Here is a 16468-nt window from a genome sequence, read left to right on the forward strand (position 1 = left end):
TCCCCGTTCACAAGCGCCGCGCAGCCCGCTAGGGTCCGGTCCGGGGGTTTTCATGCGCATCCTTCTGGTCGAGGACAATCTTTCGCTGGCCGAGGGGCTGGTGCAGCTGCTGCGCCAGTCCGGCTATGCCGTGGACGTGGTCCATGACGGCGCCTCGGCCGAGGCCCTGGCGGCGGCGGAAAGCTTCGATCTGGTGATCCTGGACCTGAACCTGCCGCAGATGGATGGGCTCGAGGTGCTGCGCGCCATGCGGGCGCGGCGCAATCCGGCGGCGGTGATGATCCTGACCGCGCGCGGCTCGCCCGAGGAACGGGTGCGCGGCCTTGACCTCGGCGCCGACGACTATCTCATCAAGCCCTTCGACATCGGCGAGTTCGAGGCCCGCATCCGCTCGCTTCTGCGGCGCCAGGCGGGGTTGCGCACGGCGACGGTCAGCTTCGGCGGGCTGACCTTCGACCAGAACAGCCGCAGCTTTTCGGTGGGCGACCAGCCGCTGGACCTGCCCGCGCGCGAACGCGGCCTGCTGGAACTGCTGATCACCCGCGCGGGAAAGGTGGTGCCGCGCGACAGCATCGTGCAGTCCCTGACCAGCCTCGAGGACGACCTGTCCCCGAACGCCATCGAACAATACGTCAGCCGGTTGCGCAAAAGGCTGGCAGGGGCGGGGCTGACCGTCAGGACGGCGCGCGGCATCGGCTATTTCCTGGACCGGGCGTGACGGGGGCGCGGCTGTTTTCCATCCGCCGCCGGCTGCTGGCCTGGCTGCTGGTGGCGACCGCCGCCTTCGGCGCCCTGGCCCTGGTCGATACCTGGCGCGAGGCCGAGCGCATGGCGACCGCATTGGCCGACCGGGTGCTGGCGGGTTCCGCCCTGGTCATCGCGGAACGCGCCTCGCTGGACGACACGGGCCAGATTGCCATCGAGATCCCCTATGGCGCGCTGGAGATGCTGAGTTCGGCGGCCGAGGACCGGGTATTCTATCGCGTGGACGGGCCGCCGGGGCGGCTGGTCACGGGCTATGGCGATCTGCCCGTGGCCCGCGCCCTGCCGGGCGGCGAGCCGGCCTTTGCCGACGATGTCTTTCGCGGCGAGCCGGTGCGCGTGGCAAGCCTGTCCCGCGCCGCCTCGACCGGAATCGACGAAGTGCCGGTGATCGTGACGGTGGCCGAAACGACCACGGCGCGCGAGGAACTGACCCGCGCCATCCTGATGCGCTCGGCCCTGCGGCTTTTGCTGATGATCCTGGGCGCAGCGCTGATCGTGGGCATCGCCGTCACCCTGTCCTTGCGCCCGCTCTATCGACTGGGCGAGGCCATCGCCACCCGCAGCCCCGACGACCTGAGCCCGGTCGAGACCCCGGTGCCCAGCGAGGTGCGGGGCTTGGTGGGCGCGATCAATTCCTTCATGTCGCGGCTCAAGACCGCGCTGGACGGGTTGCGCAATTTCACCGGCAACGCCGGGCACCAGCTGCGCACGCCGCTGGCCGTCGTGCGCACCCAGCTTGCCCTGGCCGGCCGCGCCGCGACCCTGGCCGAGGCGCAGGCGGCGGCGCGCAAGGGTGACGCCGCCGTGGCCCATGCCGAACGCATCCTGGCGCAGCTTCTGCTGCTGGCCCGCGTCGATGCCGCCGCGGGTGCCGAGGCCGAGCCGATGGACCTGGCGGGCTTTGCCCGCGACCTGACCGCCGATCACATCCCCGCCGCCGCCGAGGCGGGCATCGACCTGGGCTTCGAAGGCGAGGGGCCGCTGTGGGTCCGGGCCGAACCCCTGCTGCTGGGCGAGGCGCTGGGCAACCTGATCCTGAACGCCATCCTGCACACCGGCCCGGGCACCGTCGTCACCGTCCGCGTCGCGCGGGACCTGACCGGCGGTAATCAGGATCGAAGACGACGGCCCCGGTGTCCCCGAACCCGCCTGACGCAGCGTGCTGGGCCGCTTTGCCCGCGGCCCGACGCCCGGGCCCGGCATGGGCCTTGGCCTGCCCGTGGTCGACGAGATCCTGGCCCTTTACGGCGGCCGGCTTGCGCTGCAGGGCGGTGCGGGCGGGCGCGGGCTTTGCGCCCGCCTGACGCTGCCCCTGGCGCATCCGCCGCGCGGCTAGCGTTGCGCAATGCGAATATGGGTCTTGCAATCCCGGCATGGAGTCGCCATGCTTTCCTGCATTCGCGATCGCGTGAATACAGTTTGATGCCGGGCCCCTCTGGCGAACGTGGCGGCACGTTCGTGATGTCGGCGTTGACCTTTGACCAGCCGCCTGGACTTGTTCTGACATGCAGCAAGGAAACAACCCTCTCGCCGGGGCTTCCGCGAATGGAGCCCAACCCTCGACCCTGAGCTATTTCAAGTGGTCGTTCATCGTCACCGTGCTGGGCCTCGCGCTTGGCGGCTTCCTCGGCTGGCAGATGACCGGCACCGTCGGCGGGACGCTGACCATCTTCTTCATCTGCTGCGTCCTCGCGGTGCTTGAAATCTCGCTTTCCTTCGACAACGCCATCGTGAACGCCAACAAGCTCAAGGAAATGACGCCCGAGTGGCAGCGTCGCTTCCTGACCTGGGGTATCCTGATCGCCGTCTTCGGCATGCGGATCGTGTTCCCGCTGCTGATCGTCGTCATCGCGGCCAACATCGGACCGTGGCAGGCGATGGTCCTGGCCGCCAGCCAGCCCGACGAATATTCGCGCATCATGCATGACGCGCACCTGCCCATCGCGGCCTTCGGCGGCACCTTCCTGATGATGGTGGGCCTGTCCTTCTTCTTCGACCACGAAAAGGACGTGCACTGGGTCCGCTGGCTCGAGGACAGGATGCAACGCTATGCCACGATTCGCGGCATCGAGGTCGCGATCGTCCTGGTCACCGTCCTGATCTTCTCGCGCTTCCTGGGACCGGTCGAATCGCAGGTGTTCTTCAGCTCGGCGATCTGGGGCCTGCTGACCTTCCTGCTGGTCGAGGTGCTGGGCGGGCTTCTGGACAGCAGCCAGCAGGCCATGCAGGCCGGGGCCAAGGGCGGCCTGGGTGCCTTCCTCTACCTCGAGGTGCTGGACGCGTCGTTCAGCTTTGACGGGGTGATCGGGGCCTTCGCGCTGACCCACAACCTGTTCATCATCGCGATCGGCCTGGGCATCGGCGCCATGTATGTCCGCTCGATGACCATCATGCTGGTCGAACGCGGGACGCTGGCCGAATACCGTTTCCTGGAACACGGCGCCTTCTATGCCATCATCGCGCTGTCGGTCATCATGTTCGTCCAGCCCCTGATGCATATCCCCGAGGTCATCACCGGCCTGGGCGGCGCGACGCTGATCGGTATCTCGCTGCTGGCGTCGATCCGCTGGAACCGCCGCAACAAGCACGCCGAGGGTTAAGGCCCGCCCGGCCCCCCGAAACCGGCCGCCGCCCGCAAGGACGGCGGCCTTTTTGCTGCGCCAACCTCATTGCCCTGCTATAAGGGCCAAAACTGTCAAGGATTGCCCGTGCGTTATCTGGTCCTGCTTGTCATCGCCCTGCTGTCCCTGGCCTGCTTCTGGGTCGCCCTGCGCTGGCGCGGCGGCGCGCTGCCAAGGCTGGGGCTGGTCCTGCTGGGGCTGGCGGTGCTGGCGGGGGCTGGTGGCAGCTGAGGCAACCGGGCCTGCCCGCGCATGACGACGGCGCCGACCTGCGCCCGCTTTACGCCGCGCCACGAACCCTGCCGGCCGGGCCGATCCGGGTCTATCATCTGGGCCACAGCCTGGTCGGGCGCGACATGCCCGCGATGCTGGCGCAGATGGCGGGCCACGACTATGCGCTGCAGCTGGGCTGGGGCACCGCGCTGCGCGAGCACTTCCAGGGACCCGAGGCGATCAACGGCTTTCAGGCGGAAAACGCGACGCCGCAGTACCGCGACGCGCATCAGGCGCTGGCCTCGGGCGAATACGATGCCTTCGTCATGACCGAGATGGTGCGCCTGCAGGACGCGCTGCTTTACAAGGAAAGCACCGAATACGCCGGCCGCTGGGCCGCCGAGGCGGTCAAGGGCAATCCCGCGATCCAGCTGTTCCTGTACGAAAGCTGGCACGCGCTGGACGACCAGCCCGAATGGCTGGGCCGGTTCCCGGGCGACCTGGACCGGATGTGGAGCCAGATCCTGTGGGCCGCCGCGCGCGCGGCCGATCGCCCGGTCTGGCTGATCCCGGCCGGGCAGGTCATGGCCGCCGTGGTGGCCGAGGCCGAGGCGGGCGGCATCGCCGAACTGACGCGGCGCGAGCAGCTTTTTGCCCGCAATCCCGACGGCAGCCTGGACCCGATCCACCCCAATGATCTGGGCACCTATCTGGTCGCGCTGACCCATTACGCGACGATCTACGGCAAAAGCCCGGTGGGCCTGCCGAACCAGCTGTCGCGGGCCGATGGCTCGCCCGCAACCGCGCCTTCGCCCGAACTGGCGCGCCGGATGCAGCAGATCGTCTGGCAGGTCGTCTCGGCCCAGCCTCTGGCGGGGCTATAGCCCGCGGGACCCGGTCACAAGCGCAGGAACCAAACCGCTTTTTCCGGCTTGTTTCCGCATGGGCGGCGCAGTGCCGCCGGTTCGGATGCAAGGGAGACTGCCATGAACTATCTGACCGCCGTCCTGCTGACCGGCATGGCCTTTGGCCTGGCCGCCTGCGGCAGCAATCCGACGGAACGTGCGGCGACGGGCGGCCTTGGCGGCGCGTTGGCGGCCGGGCCGGTCGGGGCCGTCGCAGGTGCGACGCTCGGCGCCGCGACCGCCGACTAGTCGATCAGGCCCAGCCATTCCCGGATCGCGGCCAGGGCCTCGGGCTCGTCCAGGAACGGGATATGGCCGCGGTCGGGCACCTCGGCAAAGATCATGTCGGGCCGCCTGCGGCGCATCCGGTCGCCGCCCCGGACGACAGCAGGTCCGAGTTTGCGCCCCGGATCAGCGCCAGCGGCAGGCCCTGCAGCATGTCGAACAGCGGCCACAGGTCCACCTCGGGCCCGGAAAAGGCCGCCAGGAAGGCGTCGCGCAGGGCAGGGTCATAGCTGATCCGCAACCCGTCCGGCGTTTCCAGGTAATGGCGGCTGGCTTCCTCGAGCCAGCGGGCTTCGGGCACATTGCGGAACTCGGGCATCAGGCCCGGCAGTTTTGCGGCCATTTCGGTCCATGTCCGCGCCGTGGGGTTGCGCCCGACATAGTCCTTGATCTTGTCCAGCCCGCTGCGGTCCAGGACGGGCCCCACGTCGTTCAGGCACAGGCCGCGCAGCCGGGGCTTTGCCACGGCGGCCAGATACATCCCGATCAGACCGCCGCGCGACGTGCCCAGCACGGCGGCGCTTTCAAGGCCCAGATGGTCCAGCAGCTCCAGCGCGTCCTGCGCCTCGCGCGGGACGGTATAGCTCTCCGCGCCGGTCCAGTCCGATCCGCCCCGGCCCCGGTAATCCGGCCGGATCAGCCGCACGTCCGGCAGATGCGGCGCCAGATAGTCGAAATCTCCGCCGGTCCGTGTCAGGCCCGACAGCGCCAGCACTGGCAGCCCCTCGCCCTCGTCGCGATAGACAAGGCGCGCGCCGTCGCTGGCGGTGAAATGCTGCATCACAGGTTTTCCGACTGCGGCATGCCCAGCACGTGATAGCCGCCATCGACCAGCACGGTTTCGCCGGTGGTGTAGGCGCCCCAGTCGCTACACAGCCAGACCGCGGTGCCGCCGATCGCCTCGAGCGTGGCGTTGGCGCGCAGCGGCGCGTTCGCCTCGGTGTGGCGATAGGTCTTGCGCGCGCCGCCGATGGCCGCGCCGGCCAGCGTCTTCATCGGACCGGGGCTGATCGCGTTCACGCGGATGCCTTCGGGGCCAAGGTCGTTGGCCAGATAGCGCACCGCCGATTCCAGCGCCGCCTTGGCCACGCCCATGACGTTGTAGAAAGGCGTCACCCGGTTCGAGCCGGCATAGGTCAGCGTCAGGATCGTGCCGCCATCCGTCATCAGCGGCCGCGCCCGGCGCGCCACGTCGATCAGCGAATAGCAGGAAATCGTCAGCGAGTTCCTGAAATTCTCGCGCGTGGTGTTGATGAACCGCCCGGTCAGTTCGTTCTTGTCCGAAAACGCGATGGCATGGACGACGAAATCCAGCTTGCCCCAGCGTTCACCGATCCGGCCGAAGGCCGCGTCCAGCGAGGCGTCGTCGGTCACGTCCACGTCCAGCAGGAAATCCGACCCCAAGCTTGCCGCCAACGGCTCGACCCGCTTGCCGAACGCCTCACCCTGATAGGAAAACGCCAGTTCCGCCCCCTGGTCCGCCAGCGCCTTCGCGATACCCCAGGCAATGGAGCGGTCGTTCGCGACCCCCATGACCAGACCGCGCTTGCCTTGCATCAAACCTGTCATCTGTTCTTATCCGTTATAGCGCGACAGCAGCATGGAGCCATTGGTGCCGCCAAAGCCAAAGGAATTGGTCATCACCGTGTCCAGCCCCGCATTTTCCACCAGCCGCGTGGCGATTTCGCCATCATGGATGGCGGGGTCCAGCGTCTCGACATTGATCGAGGGGGCGATGAAGTCGTTTTCCAGCATCAGCAGGCAATAGACCGCCTCCTGCGCGCCGGTCGCGCCCTGGCTGTGCCCGGTCATGGACTTGGTCGAGGAAATCAGCGGGGTCGCGCCTTCGCCAAAGACGCGGCGGACGGCCTGGACCTCGCCCACGTCGCCCACCGGGGTCGAGGTGCCATGCGCGTTGATATAGCCCACGCGCCGCCCCTCGGGCAGGGTCTCCAGCGCCAGCCGCATTGCGCGTTCGCCGCCCTCGCCGGAGGGCGCCACCATGTCGTGCCCGTCCGAGGTCGCGGCATAGCCCGTCACCTCGGCATAGATTTTCGCGCCACGCGCGCGGGCGTGTTCCAGTTCCTCAAGCACCAGGATGCCGCCGCCGCCCGAGATGACGAAGCCGTCGCGGTTCGCGTCGAAGGCGCGCGAGGCCTTTTCCGGCTGGTCGTTGAACTTCGACGACATCGCGCCCATGGCGTCGAACAGGCAGGACAGCGTCCAGTCCAGCTCCTCGGCCCCGCCGGCGAACATCACGTCCTGCCGGCCCATGGCAATCTGTTCGGCGGCGTTGCCGATGCAATGCAGCGAGGTCGAGCAGGCCGAGGTGATCGAATAGTTCACGCCCTTGATGCGGAACGCCGTCGACAGGTTCGCCGAGATGGTCGAGGACATGCATTTCGGCACCGCGAACGGCCCGATCCGCTTGGGCGAGCCCGAGGACAGCACCGTCTGGTGCGCCGCGAACATGCTGGACGTGGACGGCCCGCCCGAACCCGCGATCAGCCCGGTGCGGGGATTGACGATCTCGGCCTCGGTCAGGCCGGAATCCTCGATCGCCTGCTGCATCGCCAGATAGGCATAGGCCGCGCCCGGACCCATGAAGCGCAGCACGCGCTTGTCGACATGGTCCTTGACGTCCAGCTTGACCGCGCCCGCCACCTGGCTGCGAAAGCCGTATTCCTTCATGTCCTCATTGGCGGTGATGCCGATCGCCCCGCCTTGAGCAGGCGAGCACTTCGGCGGCATTCGTTGCCGATGCTGGAAACGATCCCCAGGCGAGTAACCACGTCACGGCGCATAGGCGTTCTCCTGAAATTCGATGCACAAGTTCGAAAGGCGAAGTCAGCTTTCCGACAGCGCGACCTTCATGTCCTTGACCAGATAGATGACCTCGCCATCGGCCTCGACGCGGCCATCCGCCACGCCCATGGTCAGGCGGCGTGTCTGCACGGCCTTGGTGAAGTCTACATGATATCGCAGCAGTTTGCGATCCGGGCGGACCATGCCGGTCAGCTTGACCTCGCCGACGCCCAGGGCATAGCCGCGCCCCTGCCAGCCGCGCCAGCCCAGGTTGAAGCCGGTCAGCTGCCACAGCCCGTCCAGGCCCAGGCAGCCCGGCATGATCGGGTTGCCGGGGAAATGGCAGGCAAAGAACCACAGGTCCGGGGTGATGTCGAATTCCGCGACCACATGGCCCTTGCCATGGGCCCCGCCATCGGCCGAAATGTCGGTGATGCGGTCCATCATCAGCATCGGCGGCTCGGGCAGTTGCGCATTGCCGGGGCCGAACAGTTCGCCACGGGCGCAGGCCAGCAGATCGTCCTTGTCAAAGCTGGTCCGGGTGATCGTCATGCGCGTCTGTTCTCCCTCGATGCGTCTGATCGGCAGCCGCATCGGGAAACCCGGCACGCCGCAAGCCTTCGTGCCGGTCTATCATTCCGCGCCCTCAGGGCGCAAGGGCCCCACCCGGAGCGCCGGCGGGCGGTCAGAACCACTGTCCGGGCTCCATCAGGCCCAGGTCCATCAACTGCTGGGAATGCCAGCGGAAAGGGTGCGAATTGCGCCAGGTGAAGGTCTGGATCTGGTCGCGCGAGCCCGGGTTCCGGACCAGCGCCTTGGCCACCCGGAACGAGGCGATGGCGGCGGTGATGTTGTGGTGCCAGGGGCAGGAATAGGTGTTGTATTCCTCGATGTTGAAGCGGTGGTCGGGCAGCAGCTTCAGACCGGGCTGACTGCGGAACAGCGCGATGCGGTCGATCCGGCGGCGGTCGGCGGGGATGTGCTCCTCGAACCGCCAGCGCAGCCCGCCGTGAAAGTCCAGCTGCCGGGGCAGGGGGGCGCCGTCGCGCCCCGGCCGCGCCAGCGCATAATAGCCCGAGCGGTCGAACATCGCCTCGTTCATGCTGACCGCATCGGGAAAGCGGTTCAGGTCGGGTGCGTAAAGGTCGACCACATAGGTCAGCATCGCGCGCCGCCGCTCCTCGGTATGAAAGGCCAGCATCTCGCCCACGGTGCGCGATTCCGAAAAGGGATAGAACAGGAACTCGGCGTTGTAGCCGTAATAAAGCCAGGTGTTCTCGGGCACCGCCGCCAGCACCGCGTTCACCGCCCTGACGTGGGACCGGGGACGGCGGGCGTCGAAGCGGATATTGCTGATCTTGGCCTCGGCCCCCTCGGGGATCACATGGCCGGGCAGCGGCTCGGCGGACAGGGCCAGGATGTGGCGAAAGCCGCTTTTCAGGTGGTGGGCCAGCGTGGGCGCCACCGCCACCGCGTCCTCGATCAGCAGGATGGCGATGGGCCCCCTGACCAGGCGATCGGGATACGCCTTCAGGAAGCTGTCCAGAGGGGGGAAATTCATGGCAGCGCGGTCTTGATCTGGTCCAGCAGGGCGGGAACGGCGGCGGGGTCCGCGGCCGCCGCGTCGATCCGCGCGGCAAGCTCGGCCTTGCGCGCCTCGGGCAGGGCCGAGGCCGCGACGATCTCGCGCAGCCGGGCCGGGTCGAAGCCCTCGGGGGTCAGCGCGGCCTCGATGCGGACGGCGTGGCTTGCGGCGGCGCCCGCCGCGCGGGCGCCCGGGCCGCGGCGCTGGCCGCCTCGCTGGCTGCGCGGGCGGCGGCCGGGTCCTCGGCCCCCGCGCTGGCGGCGGCGGCATCGGCGGCGCGGTCGGCGGCGGCAATCGCGGCCTCGGCGGCGACCTCGGCCTCGGTCGCAGCGGCGCTGGCCGCGCCCACGGTCGCCGATCGGCCGAAGCCGCCGCATCCGCGGCCACGTCCGCCGCAATGGCCGCCGCGTCGGCGGCCGCATCGGCCGCGGCATCGGCGGCGGTTCCCCCGGCGGTGGCGTCGCCGGTCAGGGGCGCGGCGGGGGCGGGTTCGGGCTGGACCAGGGGTTCGGCCAGGGGCTCCTCGGGCAGCGAGGCGCGGTGCTGCCAGTAAAGCGCGCCGCCAAGGGCCAGAACCAGGACCAGGACAAGGACAGGCAAAAGACGCATGGGGAAATGCTCCGTCACGGGCGTGCGCGACCTCTATGGCACGGCGGGACGCGCGCCGACAAGGCGCGGCGCGGTGCGCCCGGATGCGGGCCGATGCGCCGGGAATGATGCGAATCCAGTTGAAATGACGGGTTTGCGCGACTATTTAACCGCGCAAAACCTCTGGCCATACAAGGAAGACAGCCATAGCCCGTAGACCGCATAACGCTCCGCCCACCCGTGACACCGGCCCCCGCGTCAACGAACGCATCCGAGTCGCCGAAATCCGCCTGATCGGCGCGGATGGCGAAAACGTCGGCGTCGTGACCCCCGCCCGGGGCCTGGAGCTTGCGCAGGAGGCCGGGCTGGACCTGGTCGAGATCTCGCCCAACGCGGTGCCGCCGGTCTGCAAGATCATGGACCTCGGCAAGTTCAAGTACGAACAGCAAAAGCGCGAGGCCGAGGCCCGCAAGAAGCAGAAGATCATCGAGATCAAGGAGATCAAGTTCCGTCCCGGGACCGATACCCATGACTACGACGTCAAGATGCGCTCGGTGATGAAGTTCCTGACCGAAGGCGACAAGGTCAAGGTCACCCTGCGCTTTCGCGGCCGCGAGATGGCCCACCAGCAGCTTGGCCTGGAACTGCTGAACCGCGTTGCCAGCGACGTGGGCGAGGCCGGCAAGATCGAATCGATGCCCAAGCTGGAAGGGCGTCAGATGGTCATGATGATCGCGCCCAAGTGACGATGGCGGCGGCGGTCACGATTCTGGTTCTGCGCGAACCGGGCGCGGATGCCGCGCTGCCGCTTCCCGAATACCAGACGGCGGGCGCGGCGGGGGCCGACCTGCGCGCCGACCTCGGCGGGGCCGAGTGGGTGCTTCAGCCCGGCGACATCCGCCTGGTCCCCACCGGGCTGCGCGTCCAGATCCCCGAGGGCTATGAAATGCAGATCCGCCCCCGCTCCAGCCTGGCGCTGAAGCACGGGGTGACGCTGCCGAACACGCCCGGCACCATCGACAGCGACTATCGCGGTCCGCTGGGGGTGATCCTGATCAACCTCGGCCGTGAACCCTATGCGCTGCGGCACGGCGAACGCATTGCCCAGGCGGTGATCGCCCCGGTGACGCGCGCCAAGTTTGTCGTGGCCGAGACGCTGGACCAGACCGCGCGGGGCGAGGGCGGCTTCGGCTCGACCGGGCGCGGCTGATGGGGCGCGGCTGATGCCCATCGTCGTCGCGGGCGTGGTCTGTGGCTGACCCGGGGCTGTTGGCTGCTGGGATTGGGGGCGGTGCTGGGCCTGCTTGGCTGGGCCTGCGCGGCTGGCGATCGGCCTGATGGGCGTCCTGCTGAGGCTTGCCACCGCCGCCGCGATCTGGCGCGCATCCGGACAGCGTTTTCGCCCGCATCGTCCATTGGTCCCCCGCGACGCTGCTCTGGGTGCTGGGCCTGGGCCGTCTTGGGCTCAGCCGCCACCCTGGCGCTCCGCGCCCTGCACCGCCGCAGCGCCGGGACCGGACAGGACGCGCCGGGGTTGGTGCCCGCGCGCGGCGCCGCCAGCCCCCGACCCGCGCCCGCCACGGACCCGCTGCTCGACCGCTATGCCCGTCACATCGTCCTGCGCGAGATCGGCGGCCCGGGTCAGGCGGCGCTCAGGCGCGCGCGCGTGCTGGTCGTGGGCGCAGGGGGCTTGGGCGCGCCGGTCTGCCTCTATCTGGCCGGCGCGGGCGTCGGGCGCATCACCCTGGCCGACGACGACCGGGTCAGCCTGTCGAACCTGCAACGCCAGGTCATCTTTCGCACCCAGGACGAAGGCCGCCCCAAGGTCCAGGCCGCCCGCGACGCCATGCGCGCCCTGAACCCCTATGTCGAGATCACGCCCCTTGAGCGCCGCGTGACCCAGGCCGACCGCGCCCTGATCGCCGAACACGATCTGGTCATCGACGGCACCGACAGCTTTGCTGCAAGGGCCCAGATCAACGCCGCCTGCGCCGCCGCCGGCGTGGCCCTGGTCGCGGGCGCCATCGCGCAATGGGAAGGCCAACTGACCGTCTGGGACCCCGCGCGCGGCGCCCCCTGCATGGCCTGCGTCTTTCCCGAGGCCCCCGCGCCGGGCCTTGCCCCCGCCTGCGCCGAGGCGGGCGTCGTCGGTCCCCTGCCGGGCGTCCTCGGCAGCATGATGGCGCTGGAAGCGATCAAGATCCTGACCGGCGCGGGCGAGGCGCTGCGCGGCCGGATGCTGGTCTTTGACGGGCTTTACGGCGAAAACCGGACCATGCGCATCGCGCGCCGCGCCGATTGCCCGGTTTGCGGCTCTGGACATTTCCCGCAGGGGTGAAACAGTGGCGCCGACCGGAAATGGAGGCCGCCATGAACCCCGAACTCATCCACTGGACCGGGCCGCTGGGCCTGCCGCGTTTCGACCTGATCCGGGACGAGGATTTCGCCCCCGCCTTCGATGAATGCCTGAAACTGGCGGGCGATGCCGTCGAATCCATCGCCGCGAACCCCGAACCGCCCAGCTTCGCCAACACCGTCGCCGCCCTTGAAACCGCCGAGGAGCCGCTGAACCGGCTTTGCGCCATCTTCTTCACCCTGGCCGGCGTCGATTCGAACCCCACGCGCGAGGCGTTGCAGCGCGACATCGCCCCCCGGCTGGCCGCGCATGGGGCGAAAACCAGCATGGACCCGCGCCTGTTCGACCGGGTCGAGGCGATCCACCAGGACCGCGACGAACTGGGCCCGCAGGACCGTCGCCTGACCGAACTGACGCTGCGCGGGCTGCGCCGCTCGGGCGCCGGCCTGACGGGCGCGGCGCGCGACCGCATGGCCCAGATCCGCGAGCGGCTGGCGGTGCTGTCCACCGAATTCGCCCAGAACGTGCTGACCGACGAACGCGACTATGTGCTGGCGGTGGCTGACGACCGGCTGGCGGGCCTGCCCGACTGGCTGCTGCGCGCGATGCGGGCGGCGGCGCGCGAACGCGGCCTGCCGGGGCAGGTGGTGACGCTGAACCGCTCGCTGATCGTTCCCTTCCTGGAACATGCGCAGGACCGCGCCTTGCGCGAAACCGCCTTCCGGGCCTGGACCGCGCGCGGTACCGGGCAGGGCGCGGGGGGGGCTGCGACCGACAACCGCCCCCTGGTGGCCGAGATCCTGGCCCTGCGCCACGAACGCGCCACGCTTCTGGGCTACAAGGACTTCGCCAGCTACAAGCTTGAACCCGAGATGGCCGGCAATGCCGAAAACGTCGACGCGCTGCTGCGTCAGGTCTGGACCCCCGCCAAGGCCCGGGCCGAGGCCGATGCCGGGCGCTTCGCCGCCATGCTGCACGAGGACGGCGTGAACGGCGCGCTGGAACCCTGGGACTGGCGCTACTATGCCGAACGCCGCCGGCAGGCCGAACACGACCTGGACGAGGCGCAGATCAAGCCCTACCTGACGCTGGAGGCGATGATCGGCGCGGTCTTCGACACCGCCGCGCGCCTGTTCCGGCTGGAGTTCCGCGAATTCGACGCGCCCCTGTGGACGCCCGGGGTGCGGGCCTGGGAAATCGCCCGCGACGGGCGCCGGATGGCGGTGTTCCTGGGCGATTACCACGCCCGGCCCGGCAAGCGCTCGGGCGCCTGGTGTTCGTCCCTGCAGCAGCAGCACCGCATCGGCGCGGGACAGCGGGCCATCGTGGTCAATGTCTGCAACTTCACCCCGCCCGAGGCGCCCGGCGCGCCCAGCTATCTGTCCTGGGACGACGCGCGCACGCTGTTTCACGAATTCGGCCATGCGCTGCACCACATCCTGTCGGACGTGGACTGGCCCTCGATGTCGGGCACCTCGGTCGCGCGCGACTTCGTCGAACTGCCAAGCCAGCTTTACGAACATTGGCTGGAACAGCCCCAGGTGCTGGACCGCCACGCCCGCCATGCCGAAACCGGCGCGCCGATGCCCGCCGACCTGCGCGACCGCATCCTGGCCGCGCGGAACGCCGACCAGGGCTTCGCGACGACCGAATACCTGGAAAGCGCGCTGGTCGACCTGGCCTTCCACACGGGCGAGCCGCCCGCCGACCCGATGGCGCGCCAGGCCGAAGTGCTGGCAAGCCTCGGCGCCCCGGCGGCGATTCCGATGCGCCACGCCACACCGCATTTCGCGCATGTGTTTTCCGGCGACGGCTACAGCGCCGGCTATTACAGCTACATGTGGTCCGAGGTGATGGACGCCGACGCCTTCGAAGCCTTCCTGGAACAGGGCGACGCCTTCGACCCGGAAACGGCAGGCAAGCTCGAGCAATGGATTCTGTCCAAAGGAGATTCTTCGCCGGCCGACGAACTTTGGTTGAAATTCAGGGAACGAAAACCGGGGGTTCACGCTTTGTTGAAAGGACGCGGCCTGGTGGCCGACGTTTCCTGACACAACCGGGAGAACCGACATGCCTGTGACAAAACCCCTTATCGCCTTTGCCGCCGTGGCCGTGCTGGGCGGGCTTGCCGCCTGCGACCAGGTCGCCCCCGTCGACCCCGAACCGACACCCGGCCCGATGGCGCAATCCAGCGCGCTGAACGGCACCTACAACCTGCTGCGCTCGGATTGCGGCGATCCGACCAGCGACAAGTCGCTGGTGATCGACGGCAACAAGTTCATGTTCCCCGCCTCGACCTGCACCGTCGCCTCGTCCGAACAGCAGGTGAACCAGACCCGCGTCACGCTGGCCTGCGAAGGCTCGCCCGCCGCCGGCAACCGCGTCGTGGACCTGCAGACCCGTCCCGACGGCACGCTGCGCATGACCGAGGGCACCATCACCCTGACCTATTTCCAGTGCATGAAGGCCACGGCCTCGACCGACGCGCTGGTCGGCCAGACCATGTAAGCGCCACGGGCCGGCTGCCGCGGGCCCCTGCCAAGGCCATCCCCGCGGGGTGGCCTTTATCTCAGTCCCGGATCTCGTCGGGGTCCACCCCCCAGATCGTCGTCTTGGGCACCCAGCCCTTTTCACCGCCGCCCGACACCCGGCACCAGTCCTTGGTGCATTCGTGCAGCCGCACGATGGCCCCCGCCTCGGCGCGGGCGACCACATTGGCGCGCGCGTCCGGCTTCGCCAGCAGCTCCAGCATGTCCTTTTGCACCAGCGCGGTCCTGACGCCCGACAGCAGCGCGTAATGCACCCAGCCACCGGCACCGTCCTGGTCCTCGACCCGGCGCCACTGGCCGAACTCGGCCACGACCCGCAGGGGCAGGCCGGAATGGCGGAACACCCAGTCGATGCGGTGCGACAGGCTGGGCCCGCGCCGTGCATTGCCCTCGCTGCCCTTCAGGCTGACATAGCGGGGCAGGGGCAGGTTGGTGACCGGCCCCCGTCCCGGATCGGCGTTGCGGCTGATCTCGGCATCCGCCGAAACGCCGGGGATCTGCTTGGCGTCCAGCGTCTCGCCCGGATCGACCGATTGCGCCAGCGCCGCCGTGCCCAGGCACGCCCACAAGGCCAGGGGACGCGCCCCCCGCCAAACCCGTCTCATGCTCATCTGCCCGTCCTGCATTTCCGGGGTCTTGTGCCTGCCCCGCATCGCGGGCACTTTGCCAAAAGCCGCCCCGCATTGGAAGAGAGGACGGCGCCGAGACAGCCTTGCCAGGGAGCCGCCATGCCCGCCGATCCGACCCGCCCGCGTCTCAAGGTCACGCTGACCCGCCGCTTGCCCGGCCCGGTCGAGGCCCGCATGGCCGAGCTGTTCGACCTGATCCCGAACCCCGAGGATCGCAAGATGACGCGCGACGAACTGGCGGCGGCCATGCGCCACAGCGACGTGCTGGTGCCGACCGTCACTGACCGGATCGACGCGCCCCTGCTGGCCCAGGCGGGCGAGCGGCTGAAGCTGATCGCGAATTACGGCGCGGGCGTCGATCACATCGACGTGCAATCGGCCCGCCAGCGCGGCATCCTGGTGTCGAACACCCCCGGCGTCGTGACCGAGGACACGGCCGACATGACCATGGCCCTGATCCTTGCCGTGACCCGCCGCATCCCCGAAGGCCTGGCCGGGATGCAGGCCGGGCGCTGGCAGGGCTGGTCGCCGACCGCGCATCTGGGCGGCCGCGTCGGCGGGCGGCGGCTGGGCATCCTCGGCATGGGCCGCATCGGCCAGGCGGTGGCGCGGCGGGCCAATGTCTTCGGCATGCAGGTCCATTACCACAACCGCCGCCGCCTGCGCCCCGAAACCGAGGCGGAACTGGGCGCGACCTGGTGGGAAAGCCTGGACCAGATGCTCGCGCGCATGGACATCATCAGCGTGAACGCGCCGCACACGCCTTCGACCTTCCACCTGCTGAACGCGCGGCGGCTGAAGCTGCTGAAGCCCTCGGCCGTGGTCATCAACACCTCGCGCGGCGAGGTGATCGACGAAAACGCCCTGACCCGGATGCTGCGCGCGGGCGAGATCGCGGGCGCCGGGCTCGACGTGTTCGAACACGGGCACGAGATCAACCCGCGGCTGCGCGAACTGCCGAACGTCGTGCTGCTGCCGCACATGGGCTCGGCCACGGTCGAGGGCCGCAACGAGATGGGCGAAAAGGTCATCATCAACATCAAGACCTTCGCCGACGGGCACCGGCCGCCGGACCTGGTCGTGCCCGCGATGCTGTGACCCGCAAGGAAGCGTTGCGACCGAACCATCGGCTAAATGCGTCATGTCGTTTTTCGGCAGGAATATGTC

Annotated in this window: 17 protein-coding genes and 2 pseudogenes; 12 read left to right on the forward strand and 7 right to left on the reverse strand. The window is 69.1% G+C overall.

From position 1 onward, the window contains the following. The first annotated feature begins 52 nt into the window (after positions 1-52). The 6 genes from DPM13_RS13710 (at position 53) to DPM13_RS21060 (ending at position 4753) form a co-directional block, all read left to right on the forward strand. Positions 53-718, forward strand: coding sequence for a response regulator transcription factor (locus DPM13_RS13710; protein WP_028718274.1), 666 nt, complete (start codon positions 53-55; stop codon positions 716-718). Beyond that, positions 715-2334, forward strand: a complete 1620-nt coding sequence (locus DPM13_RS13715; protein ID WP_223252029.1) for a sensor histidine kinase — start codon at positions 715-717, stop codon at positions 2332-2334. Before DPM13_RS13710 ends, DPM13_RS13715 begins: the two co-directional genes overlap by 4 nt. Continuing rightward, the gene (locus DPM13_RS13720; RefSeq protein WP_051577698.1) at positions 2271-3365 is read left to right on the forward strand and encodes a DUF475 domain-containing protein; all 1095 of its coding nucleotides are present in this window, start codon (positions 2271-2273) and stop codon (positions 3363-3365) included. Before DPM13_RS13715 ends, DPM13_RS13720 begins: the two co-directional genes overlap by 64 nt. A gap of 108 nt (positions 3366-3473) precedes the next feature. Then, positions 3474-3617, forward strand: coding sequence for a hypothetical protein (locus DPM13_RS21055; protein ID WP_189654682.1), 144 nt, complete (start codon positions 3474-3476; stop codon positions 3615-3617). Positions 3618-3742: 125 nt separating this feature from the next. Then, the gene (locus DPM13_RS13725; protein WP_223252030.1) at positions 3743-4483 is read left to right on the forward strand and encodes a hypothetical protein; all 741 of its coding nucleotides are present in this window, start codon (positions 3743-3745) and stop codon (positions 4481-4483) included. Positions 4484-4585: 102 nt separating this feature from the next. After that, complete coding sequence (locus tag DPM13_RS21060; RefSeq protein ID WP_189654683.1) at positions 4586-4753, forward strand: hypothetical protein; 168 nt, start codon at positions 4586-4588, stop codon at positions 4751-4753. Here DPM13_RS21060 and DPM13_RS13730 read toward each other — a convergent pair. From DPM13_RS13730 to DPM13_RS23595, 6 genes and pseudogenes are all read right to left on the reverse strand, one after another. Next, positions 4750-5570, reverse strand: a pseudogene (locus tag DPM13_RS13730) (alpha/beta fold hydrolase). The gene DPM13_RS21060 and the pseudogene DPM13_RS13730 sit on opposite strands and share 4 nt — an antisense overlap. Further along, complete coding sequence (locus tag DPM13_RS13735) at positions 5570-6358, reverse strand: enoyl-ACP reductase FabI (RefSeq protein WP_112888215.1); 789 nt, start codon at positions 6356-6358, stop codon at positions 5570-5572. Before DPM13_RS13735 ends, DPM13_RS13730 begins: the two are co-directional and overlap by 1 nt. Positions 6359-6364: 6 nt before the next feature. Further along, positions 6365-7593, reverse strand: a pseudogene (gene fabB, locus DPM13_RS13740) (beta-ketoacyl-ACP synthase I). Between the two features lie 43 nt (positions 7594-7636). Continuing rightward, the gene (gene fabA / locus DPM13_RS13745; protein ID WP_028718267.1) at positions 7637-8146 is read right to left on the reverse strand and encodes a bifunctional 3-hydroxydecanoyl-ACP dehydratase/trans-2-decenoyl-ACP isomerase; all 510 of its coding nucleotides are present in this window, start codon (positions 8144-8146) and stop codon (positions 7637-7639) included. Positions 8147-8279: 133 nt separating this feature from the next. Beyond that, positions 8280-9155 (reverse strand): glycosyltransferase family 2 protein, encoded by an 876-nt coding sequence (locus tag DPM13_RS13750; protein ID WP_112888216.1) that lies wholly within the window; start codon positions 9153-9155, stop codon positions 8280-8282. Next, the gene (locus tag DPM13_RS23595; protein ID WP_223252661.1) at positions 9152-9556 is read right to left on the reverse strand and encodes a hypothetical protein; all 405 of its coding nucleotides are present in this window, start codon (positions 9554-9556) and stop codon (positions 9152-9154) included. The genes DPM13_RS13750 and DPM13_RS23595 overlap by 4 nt, the downstream gene beginning before the upstream one ends. Positions 9557-10060: 504 nt before the next feature. On the opposite strand from DPM13_RS23595, the gene infC reads away from it, so the two are divergent. The 5 genes from infC to DPM13_RS13780 all read left to right on the forward strand — a co-directional run bounded on the left by infC (position 10061) and on the right by DPM13_RS13780 (position 14631). Then, the gene (infC, locus tag DPM13_RS13760; RefSeq protein WP_232525916.1) at positions 10061-10513 is read left to right on the forward strand and encodes a translation initiation factor IF-3; all 453 of its coding nucleotides are present in this window, start codon (positions 10061-10063) and stop codon (positions 10511-10513) included. Between the two features lie 2 nt (positions 10514-10515). Beyond that, positions 10516-10977 carry a dUTP diphosphatase gene (gene dut / locus DPM13_RS13765; RefSeq protein ID WP_099649008.1) on the forward strand — a complete coding sequence of 154 codons (462 nt, stop codon included), beginning with the start codon at positions 10516-10518 and terminating at the stop codon, positions 10975-10977. A 249-nt stretch (positions 10978-11226) separates the two neighbouring features. Continuing rightward, positions 11227-12105: a HesA/MoeB/ThiF family protein gene (locus tag DPM13_RS13770; RefSeq protein WP_223252031.1), complete on the forward strand. Its 879-nt coding sequence runs from the start codon at positions 11227-11229 to the stop codon at positions 12103-12105. Positions 12106-12137: 32 nt separating this feature from the next. Next, positions 12138-14174, forward strand: a complete 2037-nt coding sequence (locus DPM13_RS13775) for a M3 family metallopeptidase (RefSeq protein ID WP_112888778.1) — start codon at positions 12138-12140, stop codon at positions 14172-14174. Between the two features lie 19 nt (positions 14175-14193). Further along, positions 14194-14631 carry a hypothetical protein gene (locus tag DPM13_RS13780; RefSeq protein WP_028718260.1) on the forward strand — a complete coding sequence of 146 codons (438 nt, stop codon included), beginning with the start codon at positions 14194-14196 and terminating at the stop codon, positions 14629-14631. 61 nt (positions 14632-14692) lie between these two features. Here DPM13_RS13780 and DPM13_RS13785 read toward each other — a convergent pair whose 3' ends face one another. Then, on the reverse strand, positions 14693-15325 hold the full coding sequence (locus DPM13_RS13785; protein WP_088239231.1) for an SH3 domain-containing protein: 633 nt from the start codon (positions 15323-15325) through the stop codon (positions 14693-14695). A 75-nt stretch (positions 15326-15400) separates the two neighbouring features. On the opposite strand from DPM13_RS13785, the gene DPM13_RS13790 reads away from it, so the two are divergent. Further along, entirely contained in the window at positions 15401-16399 is a 999-nt protein-coding gene (locus DPM13_RS13790; protein WP_080622034.1) for a 2-hydroxyacid dehydrogenase, read from the forward strand. Positions 16400-16468 lie beyond the last annotated feature (69 nt).

This window comes from Paracoccus mutanolyticus, assembly GCF_003285265.1.
Lineage (GTDB): Bacteria > Pseudomonadota > Alphaproteobacteria > Rhodobacterales > Rhodobacteraceae > Paracoccus > Paracoccus yeei.